This window comes from Pseudoalteromonas sp. L21 (genome assembly GCF_021728035.1).
GTDB lineage: Bacteria > Pseudomonadota > Gammaproteobacteria > Enterobacterales > Alteromonadaceae > Pseudoalteromonas > Pseudoalteromonas arabiensis.
Window position 1 is genome coordinate 24,161 of the sequence record NZ_JAKKCV010000011.1, and the last position, 11,651, is coordinate 35,811.

Annotated in this window: 10 protein-coding genes, 1 rRNA gene and 1 pseudogene; 10 read left to right on the forward strand and 2 right to left on the reverse strand. The window is 40.1% G+C overall.

What is annotated here, in order from left to right:
* The first annotated feature begins 13 nt into the window (after positions 1-13).
* The 5 genes from cysD to cysQ are packed head-to-tail and all read left to right on the forward strand — an operon-like array spanning position 14 to position 5,481.
* On the forward strand, positions 14-913 hold the full coding sequence (gene cysD / locus L3V41_RS19705; protein ID WP_062568401.1) for a sulfate adenylyltransferase subunit CysD: 900 nt from the start codon (positions 14-16) through the stop codon (positions 911-913).
* Positions 913-2,337, forward strand: a complete 1,425-nt coding sequence (gene cysN, locus L3V41_RS19710; protein WP_237114534.1) for a sulfate adenylyltransferase subunit CysN — start codon at positions 913-915, stop codon at positions 2,335-2,337. The genes cysD and cysN overlap by 1 nt, the downstream gene beginning before the upstream one ends.
* 31 nt (positions 2,338-2,368) lie before the next feature.
* Positions 2,369-4,096: an SLC13 family permease gene (locus tag L3V41_RS19715; protein WP_237128336.1), complete on the forward strand. Its 1,728-nt coding sequence runs from the start codon at positions 2,369-2,371 to the stop codon at positions 4,094-4,096.
* Positions 4,097-4,110: 14 nt separating this feature from the next.
* Positions 4,111-4,707: an adenylyl-sulfate kinase gene (gene cysC, locus L3V41_RS19720; RefSeq protein WP_237128337.1), complete on the forward strand. Its 597-nt coding sequence runs from the start codon at positions 4,111-4,113 to the stop codon at positions 4,705-4,707.
* Positions 4,708-4,710: 3 nt separating this feature from the next.
* Positions 4,711-5,481, forward strand: coding sequence for a 3'(2'),5'-bisphosphate nucleotidase CysQ (cysQ, locus tag L3V41_RS19725; protein WP_237114536.1), 771 nt, complete (start codon positions 4,711-4,713; stop codon positions 5,479-5,481).
* Positions 5,482-5,745: 264 nt separating this feature from the next.
* Here cysQ and L3V41_RS19730 read toward each other — a convergent pair whose 3' ends face one another.
* On the reverse strand, positions 5,746-6,441 hold the full coding sequence (locus tag L3V41_RS19730) for a hypothetical protein (RefSeq protein WP_237128338.1): 696 nt from the start codon (positions 6,439-6,441) through the stop codon (positions 5,746-5,748).
* Positions 6,442-7,399: 958 nt separating this feature from the next.
* Here L3V41_RS19730 and L3V41_RS19735 point away from each other — a divergent pair.
* The 5 genes and pseudogenes from L3V41_RS19735 to L3V41_RS19755 all read left to right on the forward strand — a co-directional run.
* Positions 7,400-7,678 (forward strand): annotated as a pseudogene (locus tag L3V41_RS19735) (hypothetical protein); the annotation flags it as partial.
* Positions 7,679-7,757: 79 nt separating this feature from the next.
* A complete protein-coding gene (locus L3V41_RS19740) occupies positions 7,758-8,195 on the forward strand; it encodes a transthyretin-like family protein (protein ID WP_237128340.1) in 438 nt (145 codons plus the stop codon).
* Between the two features lie 11 nt (positions 8,196-8,206).
* The gene (locus L3V41_RS19745; protein WP_237128341.1) at positions 8,207-9,379 is read left to right on the forward strand and encodes a lipase family protein; all 1,173 of its coding nucleotides are present in this window, start codon (positions 8,207-8,209) and stop codon (positions 9,377-9,379) included.
* Between the two features lie 84 nt (positions 9,380-9,463).
* On the forward strand, positions 9,464-9,655 hold the full coding sequence (locus tag L3V41_RS19750) for a hypothetical protein (RefSeq protein ID WP_062568410.1): 192 nt from the start codon (positions 9,464-9,466) through the stop codon (positions 9,653-9,655).
* Positions 9,656-9,825: 170 nt separating this feature from the next.
* On the forward strand, positions 9,826-11,088 hold the full coding sequence (locus L3V41_RS19755; protein WP_237128342.1) for an aromatic amino acid transport family protein: 1,263 nt from the start codon (positions 9,826-9,828) through the stop codon (positions 11,086-11,088).
* A gap of 455 nt (positions 11,089-11,543) precedes the next feature.
* Here the strand turns inward: L3V41_RS19755 and rrf are convergent.
* A 5S ribosomal RNA gene (gene rrf, locus L3V41_RS19760) occupies positions 11,544-11,651 on the reverse strand; the annotation flags it as partial.

Here is an 11,651-nt window from a genome sequence, read left to right on the forward strand (position 1 = left end):
AGGACGACTAACAATGGCTTTAACACACCTTCAGCAATTAGAAGCTGAAAGTATCAAGATCATGCGCGAAGTGGCTGCTGAGTTTGAAAATCCGGTGATGCTTTACTCGATAGGTAAAGATTCATCGGTGTTATTACACTTAGCACGCAAAGCGTTTTACCCAGCAAAGATCCCATTTCCATTATTACATGTTGATACCAACTGGAAGTTTAAGGAAATGATCGAGTTTCGTGACCGCCTAGCCAAAGAATACGGCTTTGATTTAATCGTCCACAAAAACCCTGAAGGATTAGAGATTGATATCAACCCATTCGTACATGGCTCAGCAAAGCACACTGACATCATGAAAACCCAAGGTTTAAAGCAAGCACTGGACAAATACGGCTTTGATGCTGCGTTTGGTGGGGCACGTCGTGACGAAGAGAAATCTCGTGCTAAAGAGCGTGTTTACTCATTCCGTGACAAACACCACAGATGGGATCCAAAAAACCAACGTCCAGAGCTTTGGAATACATATAACAGCCAAGTTAACCCGGGTGAAAGTATTCGTGTTTTCCCGTTATCGAACTGGACTGAGCTTGATATTTGGCAGTATATCTACCAAGAAAACATTGAAATGGTTCCACTTTACCTTGCCAAAGAACGCCCAGTTGTTGAGCGTAACGGCACGCTAATCATGGTTGATGATGAGCGCATGCCTCTTGAGGAAGGCGAAGTACCAGAAATGAAATCTGTGCGTTTCCGTACCCTTGGTTGTTACCCGTTAACGGGGGCTGTGGAATCAACGGCAGGAACCTTAACGGAAATTATTGAAGAGATGCTACTTTCAACCTCTTCTGAGCGTGAGGGCCGTGTGATTGATCATGATTCAGCTGGTTCAATGGAAAAGAAAAAACGTGAGGGCTATTTCTAATGTCTAAAACAAACGACACGATTAACGAAGTCAGAGAGTTAGGTATCGACGCTTACCTTGCACGTCAACAAGATAAAAGCCTTTTACGCATGCTGACCTGTGGTAGTGTGGATGACGGTAAATCAACGCTGATTGGCCGCCTTTTACATGACAGCCACCAAATTTATGAAGACCAACTTGCCGCCCTGCATAAAGACAATGAAAAAGTAGGTAATGCAGGTGAAGAGCTTGATTTAGCACTCCTTGTTGATGGCTTACAAGCTGAGCGCGAACAAGGTATTACCATTGACGTTGCTTATCGTTACTTCTCAACAGCAAAACGTAAATTCATCATTGCTGACACGCCTGGGCATGAGCAGTACACACGCAACATGGTAACCGGTGCATCAACCAGTGATGTAGCTATTATCTTGGTGGATGCGCGTTACGGTGTACAAGTACAAACAAAACGCCATAGTTTTATCTGTGATTCGCTTGGTATTAAGCAGTTTGTAGTTGCTATCAACAAGATGGACATCGTCGATTTCGACGAAACCGTGTATGAGAAAATCAAAGCGGATTATCTTAAATTTGCGGAGCAGCTAAACGTTACGAATATCAAGTTTGTGCCTATGTCTGCACTTAAAGGTGACAACGTAGTAACACGCTCAGAGCACACTCCTTACTACACTGATAAACCACTGCTTGAGTTACTTGAAGACTCACCAGCTGCTGAAATTGATAACGGTTTTGAAGCACGCCTTCCGGTGCAATATGTCGTGCGCCCTAACTTAGACTTCCGTGGCTTCCAAGGTACTTTAACCTCTGGCAAGTTCAGTGTTGGTGATGCAGTGAAAGTGCTACCATCGGGTAAAAGCTCAAGTATCAAAGAGATTGTGACTTTTGATGGCAACTTAGATACCGCTGAAGCAGGTCAAGCAATCACTTTAACATTAAACGACGAAATAGATATCAGCCGTGGTGATGTGATTGTGCCAGCCGCTTCAAAAGCCGCTGTCACAAATCGTATTCAAGCTAAATTAGTATGGATGCACGAAGCGCCGCTTGTATTAGGTAAAAGCTACAACTTTAAGTTAGGTAGCAAGAATACCTCAGCAGTGGTAAGAAAAATCGATCACACCATTGATGTAAATACCTTAGAGCATGGTCAAGCTGACTCATTACAGCTGAACGAAATTGCTATTGTAACCTTAGAGCTGACAGAAACAATTTTGGCTGATGAGTACCACAGCAATCATGAAACAGGTGCGTTTATCCTAATCGATCGCCTATCAAACCTAACTGTGGCAGCAGGTATGATTGAGCAATTACTTAACATCGAAGAACAGCAAAGTAACTTTAGCGACTTTGAAGTTGAATTTAACGCTTTAGTACGCAAGCACTTCCCTCACTGGCAAGCGCTTGATATAACTAAGCTTAAATGATCACTTTTCGCCTGTTATAGGAAGCAATAGCATGTATCAACAGCTGGTATTAACAGGCATTATGCTGGTATTAGTCGGGTGCCTTTTTGGCACACGACTAAAACCAGCATGGTTATTTGTTGGCGCCATTGGTATTAGCTATCTAGCAGGGCTTATAAGCCTTGAAGATATGCTGGTGAACTATGCAAACCCCTCTTTAATTACTTTAATACTGCTTGTATTAGTGTCTATTGCTGTAGAAAAAACCACGTTAGTACAGAAACTTGCTCAGTCACTTTCTAAAGGAAGTCTAACCAGCTCAGTGACTAAACTTGGTTTATCTACCGCTTTTTTATCATCATTTACTAATAATACGGCGGTTGTGGCCTCACTGATTAGTGCAATAAAAGACAGTCCAACTCATTCCCCGTCTAAATTGTTGTTGCCCTTGTCGTACACTGCAATTTTAGGGGGCACGATTACCCTAATTGGCACATCAACTAACTTAATTGTTAATGGTTTTGCAGTAGAAGCTGGCATGGCGCCCCTAGGCTTTTTTGATTTTACATTAGTGGGCTTGGGTGCTTTAAGTGTTGGCTTAATCACTATCATTGTGATGTTGAAATACCTTCCTGATAATGGCAAAAACGATCAAGAAGTCGTCCCTTTCTATCTAGAAGGTAAAGTTGAAACCGGCTCACAACTCGCGGGTAAAAGCGTTGAAGAAAACGGTCTTCGTGAACTTAAAGACCTATTCTTAGCCGAGATCATCCGTGAAGATAAACGTATCTGTGCAGTCACACCAAAGCAAGTGATTAAAGAAGGTGACGTGCTCTTGTTTGTCGGTGACATAAAATCGGTACCTCTGCTTACTCAGTTTGATGGCCTAAAAGTCGTTCACGACAAACACGAAAAAGATGTTGAGCACTTAGTTGAAGTCGTTGTCAGCCATTCCTCTAAATACATAGGTAAAACAGTTAAGGAAGTGCGTTTTCGTGAGCAATTCCATGCGGCGGTTATTGCCATTCGCCGCGGCCACGACCGTTTGCAAGGTGGTTTAGGTAAAGTACAACTACAAGCTGGTGACTCACTCATTCTTGCACCAGGTAAAGAGTTTTACTCACTTCCTGACCTTAAAAGAGAATTTGTTTATATTTCAGGCCTTGATTTACAAACTCACTTAAAGCCAAAGAAATCTAATATCGTATTGGCCAGTTTTGCGGGGGTTTTAGGCCTGAGCATTCTTGGAATCGTCCCCTTGATTAAAGGTCTACTTGTTTTACTGATCGGCCTAATGCTAACTGGCACAATTAAACTTAGTGAAGTAAAGCGCCGCTTTCCGATTGAGCTACTCGCTGTGGTAGGCAGTGCTATCGGCCTAGCTAAATTAATGATAGGCACAGGCCTTGCCGGTGAAATATCATCAGGTATGTTATACGTGCTTGGCGATTTTGGACCTTATGGGGCTTTCATTGCCATTTTCTTAATGACCGTGATGTTTACAGAGCTCATTACCAATAATGCAGCCGCGGCACTTTCGTTTCCAGTTGCCTACGCATTAGCCATAGGTTTTGATGTATCGCCACTTCCTTTTATTATGGCTGTCGCTTTTGGTGCATCGGCTAGTTTTATTTCGCCATTTGGTTACCAAACTAACCTAATGGTATACAGTGCAGGTAACTACCGTTTAAAAGATTACATTGCAATGGGCTTACCGTTATCGATTATTTATTCAATAACGGTGCTGACATTAATACCACTGGTTTTTCCATTTCAATAATGAGAGTAAAAACAATGGATGAGAATATCGTATGGCATAACTACGCTACCACTAAAGCACAGCGTAGTGAGCAAAAAAAACATAAGCCAACTATTTTATGGTTTACTGGTTTTTCAGGCTCTGGCAAAAGCACCGTTGCCAATGCACTAGAAAGTGCCCTGAATCAATTAGGTGTGCACACATACCTATTAGATGGTGATAATGTACGTCATGGTTTATGTAAAGATCTTGGCTTTAGTGATGAAGACCGTATTGAAAATATTCGCCGAGTGGGTGAAACCGCAAAACTGATGGTTGATGCAGGACTTGTGGTACTCACCGCATTTATTTCACCCTTTAGAAGTGAACGCGATATGGTAAGAAACTTAGTTGAAGAGGGTGAATTTATCGAAGTATTTTTAGATACTCCATTAGACGTTTGCGAAAGCCGCGATCCTAAGGGTCTCTATAAAAAAGCCCGTGCAGGTGAGATAAAACACTTCACTGGTATCGATTCTGATTATCAACCCCCTATTTCACCAGAAATTAAAATCGATACGAGCACAAACACCCTAGACCAATCGGTGCAAGAACTGGTAGCGTATTTAAAACAACAGCAAATTATAGGTTAAGCCATGAATCAAACGGAACTGCTAGAAGAAATCTTACTCCTCGCGCGCCAAGCGGGTAGTGCAATTATGGGGATTTACGAAAAGGACTTTAATGTTGAGTACAAGGCTGATGAAAGTCCTGTTACCGACGCTGACCTAGCAGCTCATAAAGTGATTGTGAATGGCTTAAAACACCTTACCCCAGATGTGCCAATTCTAAGTGAAGAAAGCGCTGATATAAGCTGGGAGGTCCGCCAAACATGGCAACGTTACTGGTTAGTTGATCCTATAGATGGCACCAAAGAATTCATCAAGAAAAATGGCGAGTTTACCGTCAATATTGCACTGATCGAAAATGGAAAGCCTGTATTAGCTGTGGTTGATGCACCCGCTTTGGGCGTCTCATATATTGCAAGTGAAGCAATCGGTGCCTTTAAAGATAAAGGCGATGAACGAATCGAACTAAAAGTTACCCGCAAACCAAACAAAGGACTTATTCGTGTTGTTGGCAGTCGCTCACACCCTTCTCCAGATCTTGCTGAGTTTGTAAAACAGTTCGATGACGTAGAAATGGTCTCAAAGGGCAGCTCACTAAAACTATGCTTAGTAGCCGAAGGCAGTGCAGATATTTACCCACGCCTTGGCCCAACTTGTGAATGGGATACAGGTGCAGGCCATGCAATTGCCGAAATAGCTGGCGCAACGGTTAGTAAACTCGATGGCAGCCCATTACTGTATAACAGTAAAGAAGAGTATCTGAATCCATATTTTGTGGTATCAGCGTTAGAAGAATAAACGAAGCTATAAGAAGCCGTACGTTTTAAGTAGTAAGTTTAAGAGCAGTGCGGCGTTAAATTTATCATCGTAGGCTGGCTGGAGCGAAGCGAAAACCAGCCTAATTTAGTCAGAAGCAGTAGAGCTTTAAGCGGTAAGTTTTAAGCTCGGCTCCGCACAGAGATCTAGTATTTCCGTTCTTTTGTAGGTCGGGATTTATCCAGTCACATTTTTCAGACCAAAGCCTGACTTACAAGACATTTAAGTGTAAGTATAACCCCCCCCTTATGAGATGGCTTCAGCCATGAAAGCTGCTCTAAAAACAATTTCACCACAGAGAGCACCAAGGCAATACGCGCAGCACTGAGAGTTATCCCCCTCAATGAAACTTAGATTTTTTATTGCTAAATCAATATCTGAATTACTTTCTTGATTATCATTAAGCTTTGCGAGTGTTTGTAAAATATCTCTTTTCCGCTCAGGTGAAAGCTCTGAAAAGTGCTCTTGTAAATGCTTAATCGTTAAATGTTGTGACGAAGCTGCTCTAACTAAAAATTCAACAGTCCGTGTATTTTTATTATTGATTACAACTCCCAATAAGTTTTTCATTAACCTATTTAAAAAGTCAAATTCACCTTCAGCTAACTGCGCAAAAGCTATAAACCTTAGACACACGTAAAAAGATTGTTCAGATAACTTATGCGCATTTTCATTAAAAAAATTAACTATATTAAGACCTTGAAAAAGCTCATTACTATAGGTTGCAGCATCCCTTCTATCAGCTTCATCTTTAATATCCTTGTAATGTCCATTAGCATGCCTTATTTCGCTTATCCCTTCAAAATTTCTTTGCAATCTTTCCAATTGTCGCTCAAGCAACTTTTCTCCACTTTCTAAATTTACTAACTTGTATAAAACTCTTTCAAAATTTTTATCATCGATGGTTTGCTTTGTATATTCTTCAAAAAGACCTTCTGTCAAAAAGCCTTTTGGATCTTTCCAATATGCTCTAAAACATCAAAAACAATTTGTTCTACTCTATCTTGGTTTTTATCATCTGAAAAAAGTATCCTACCAAAACGATCAAATGCCTCTTGCCAACGATAATCACTGCAGATATTTTTTGCTAATTCCTGCGTTGGTAAAGATTTTATAGAATCAAATTAAGGCTAATTCTTTCATTACTTTGTTGATAGGCTGTAAGTATAGAAGCACCTAAAATTGATAAGATGAAATACTTAAAACTAGAAGTAGCCGCTATTAATTGCTCTAAATTTGCAGTGTGATAAAAAATAGACCCCATAAGAACTATCGACAACCATAAGCTTATCGCCAGTTAAAGCCAATACTGCGTTTGGTGTGGGAGATATAAAACTTATCCAGCATTAGCTTTATGCCAATGCCTGCTAGAAATGAAAAGCTATAATACAGAGCTTCATTTGTACTTAGTATTGCTGAAAAACTAAAAAATACCTTTTTTATAAATGTGGTTTTACTTAAGAATATGACTACAGAGGATGCCGTTAATGCACACAATAACAGCGACAACCCACGCTGAATTGGAATAGAGAGTGACTTTACCAATTTAATACCCTTATCAACAATTAAGCGAAATATAAACAATTAAATATACACTCAATCTCTAGTGCTTGATACACCCTAAGCTTATATCAGAAGCACCTAAGAACCTTAATCTTTAAGAAAAATCTGAAATAACCGACATAGAGCTTGATTCATTGATGTTTTTTAAATCATGGATAATTATAGAAACACGAGTTATTAGCAAGGAACGATATACTCGGATTAATTCGCTATACAGTTGAATTATGCCCGAAGTAAAAGGTCAGCTTACGGTAAACCAGTAGAAAACCAACTTATTCAAAGAGGCTTAACCTTAGAGGGTGAGTAGATAGATGAAGCCTAGACTGATGAGCTCGTTTTTTACTCATTTCCCACTAAATCAATTCAAGCACGTAAGCCTTGCAGTATATTTTATGAGTCAATGATCAGAGTAGTAATAGTGACTCACTTTGAAAGTCATCAGCATACTTTATGGTTTGTATTTCAACATGGACTTAAAACTCCAATTGAACTACAAAAAAGACTAAATAATTTAAATACAGATTTAAGCGCTGAAGAAATAAAATATCAAATCATTGATATAGAAGCACCAAGCGGTGAGCACAATGTTTCTAGTATTTGTCGTTGGATAAACTAAATCATATAGGAAATACATTGATGTTTTATCCCCTATATGGATAATTATAGAAACATGGATTATTAACAAGGAACGATAAATGCTCGGATTAATTCGCTATACAGTAGAACTATGCCCCGAAGTAAAAGGTCAGGTTTTTGATAATGGAACCCCATTAGCCAATCAACTTGTTGAGCGAAGCTTAACCTACGACGATGAAGAACTAGATAGTGTATATACTGATGAAAACGGTTGTTTCTCATTTCCTGCCAAATCTCTAAAATCTCGCAAACCTGGCAGTATTTTTCATGAGCCCGTGGTCAGAATTATCATAGATTTAGAAAAAGGTGGTGAGGTTTACAATCTCTGGTTAGGTTTTCAGCATGGACTAAAAAACCCAAAAGAGTTTAAAAATTTTTTGAAAAACTTAAAAGCTGACTTGACGGATAAAGAAATAAAACATCACCTAATCAACCCTGAAGATCCATTAGACGAACACTTTATCAAAAGTATTGCTCGCTGGGAAAAACATAATTAAAAGGACTTATAATGGCAACTTTATCACCCATTTTATGCGCTGAATTAGCTAAAATTTCTTATGACATAAAGAAAGCAGACCGAAGAGGTCGATACTCAATAATTGCGTCGAATTCTTTAGAAAAACATTTTTCTTTTGACCTGTCAAACGGCCCAATAAAAGGAGTATCTGGCGGAGCAATGGCTCATGCTACAGGTCATCAAACAGGGTTTGTACTCGTTGGCAAAGGTACTTCTCCTACAGGGCGCATGAATCCATTTAAAAATGATTTGGTATTGGCTATTCGAGGTACAGCCTCGTTATATGACGCATCAACTGACTGTAGAGCTAACCTAAGTGTTTGCGATGGAGGTCATAGTGTTCATGCTGGCTTTAATACTTTATTTGAAACCTTAAAATCAGAATTAGCACCTTTTTTGAGTGAACTTAAGCCGAGTGCTACTGTGCATTGTGTTGGTCACAGTCTAGGAGGTGCGGTTGCATCTCTAGTCGCGGATTGGGCTAAACGACGTTTTAATGCAAACGTTAAATTATATACTTTCGGTGCGCCAAAAGTAGGCTTAACTAATTTCGCATTAAGTACCACAAACGCCCTGAAACCAAAAAATATATTCCGCTGTGTAAATGGTGGCGATGTAGTGCCGATGGTGCCTTTTTGGCCATTTATGCAGGCTCCGTACAATGCCCCTGAATATAGGATGGACAACAACCAAATTATAGCCCCGTGGCATCACTTGATGAAATACTACACCCGAAATTCACAAAAGCAATCTTGGGATAGCATCAACAAAAGAGTGACATTTAATCCGTTTAAGCGTGTAACTCTAGACATTAGTCATGCAAACCAAGTACAACCTTCCATTTATTGGATGAATCGTTTAAGTGAAGCTTTAATGACAGTATTGCGTCAAGCAAAGCTAGGGGCGCTGAATGCGCTGCAGTCCGGTACTGCAAACGGTTTGAGTTTATACGACAAAATCGCGATGATTCTAGCTAACAATAATTTTCATACTGTAGACTTAACAGGCCCCATAAATGGATTACTCGCATGTATGCTTGCATTTGCAGGATATGCTAAAGCAAAGATAAAAGAGTTATCAGCAGAGTTCATAAAGTGGGTATTTGAACAAACATTAAAAATGGTCAATAAAATAGCCCACAGAGCGCTTTCTTCAGTTGGTTAGTCACATTATTAAAGCAAGCTATATTCTAGCTTGCTTTAATATGTTAAAACTTTGACCTCTATTATTATTTATTTAGGAATAGCAGTGACAACGATTGAAAAGGCAATTGAAGCAGCATACGAATCACAAATTACCTCGCTTTATAAGGCTCTCTCACAAAGCATTCTTGCCGCAAATGGCGATGAAGCAGAAATCAGTGCAGCCGAGGCTCGTTTTAAGAAAGGGTTAGCATTTGCTGCTGATATAAAAGCACGTGCACTAACGGCTGCACAATAACACTCTAAGCTGGGTGGAGCACTGCTAAACTCAGCTATCCAAATAAGCAATATTCCCTTGTGTAAGTCTCCCCTTACAGCATAGTTATTTAAATACAACGCTAAAACATGCATTCTTAGGCGCTTTTCTATATGCTGCGCGACAATTATTATTCTAATAGTGGAGTGCTAATGAACACACATCAAGATGCTATGCCGTATGATGCATCGACAACAAGTAGTAACTCGAAATGGAATCTTCATGACACCCAATGGGTATTAAGTTTATTTGGTACCGCGGTCGGGGCTGGTATTTTATTCTTACCAATTAATATCGGTATCGGCGGATTCTGGCCGTTAATCATCATGGCATGCCTTGCCTTTCCAATGACTTATTTAGCTCACAGAGGCTTGGCCCGCTTTGTATTATCATCTAAACAGTCCGATGCTGACTTTACAGACGTAGTTGAAGAGCATTTTGGTATTAACGCCGGTCGCTTAATTTCTCTTTTATACTTTCTTTCGATCTTTCCTATTTTACTTATCTATGGTGTTGGCTTAACCAATACCGTCGACAGCTTTATTGTCAATCAATTAGGCATGGAGTCGCCACCACGCGTTTTATTATCAGGGGTTTTAGTTGGTGGTATGATTAGCTTAATGCTTGGTGGTGAAGCACTTATGCTTCGCGCTTTTTCTATTTTAGTTTATCCTCTGGTTGGTATCTTATTCTTCTTATCGTTATATTTAATCCCCAGCTGGCAAATGCCTGACATCACTATTCCTGAGTTCTCAGGTTTTATGAAGACGCTTTGGTTATCTATTCCTATTATTGTTTTTTCGTTTAGCCACGCAGCTGCAATCTCAAGTTTTGTCCATGTACAGCGAGCCCATTATGGCAATAATGCCAAAATGAAATCTGAAGCAATTCTTAAACGTACCAGCTTGTTACTGATTGTATTTGTATTGCTGTTTGTATTTTCGTGTGTGTTGTCTCTATCATCTGAACAAATGATACAAGCTAAGGCTGATAATGTGTCTATTTTATCATTTCTAGCCAATATCACAGATAACTCTTTTATTGCCACACTTGGGCCTCTGGTTGCTTTTATCGCAATTACATCATCATTCTTGGGACACTTCTTAGGTGCTCGTGAAAGCTTTAATGGCCTAGTGAGTAAGCAAACAGATTTGAATCCAAAGTTAGTTGATAAAACCGGCACTGTGATCATGTTCTTTGCTATTTGGTACTGTTCAGTAATTAATCCAAGTATTTTAAACATGATGGATCAGCTATCAGGCCCAATCATTGCTATGATCCTATTCATCATGCCCATGATTGCTGTTTATAAAGTACCAGTCTTACACAAATACAGAAACCGCTTAAGTACCCTGTTTGTTCTAACAGTTGGCTCTCTAGCAGTATTTGCGCTTATTTATAGCATGATTAAGTGACATACTACTTACTACAAAAAAAGCCCAGCAGTGAATCTCTGCTGGGCTTTTTTTAGTTATGTGTCAGGTGCACAGCTAAGATTTGGCCTTAGTATTAGCGCAACCACTTTACAGATAACCTCTGTATTCTACTACCGAACAGCCAGTAGGCTCATCCCGTCCCCAATAAGATCTATACCTGCGATTCTCTATCACGCGATGTAAAATCGCGACTACAAACGTGTTGGGGTTACTTGCCGCGTAGCAGCGGGTTTATTCCGCGTCATGGATTGTCTGTTCGCAGATAGAGCACGATGTAAAATCGCGACGACACACGTGTTGGGGCGAGCTTATCGCGTAGCAGCGGGTTTATTCCGCGTCATGGGGTGTCTGTTCGCGGATAAAGCGCGATGTAAAATCGCGACCACATACGAAAAAACCCGTTGCATTGCTGCAACGGGTTTCTCTAATTAGGAGCCTGGCGATGTCCTACTTTCACATGGCAAATGCCACACTATCATCGGCGCTGTTTCGTTTCACTACTGAGTTCGGCATGGGGTCAGGTGGGTCCAAAACGCTATTGT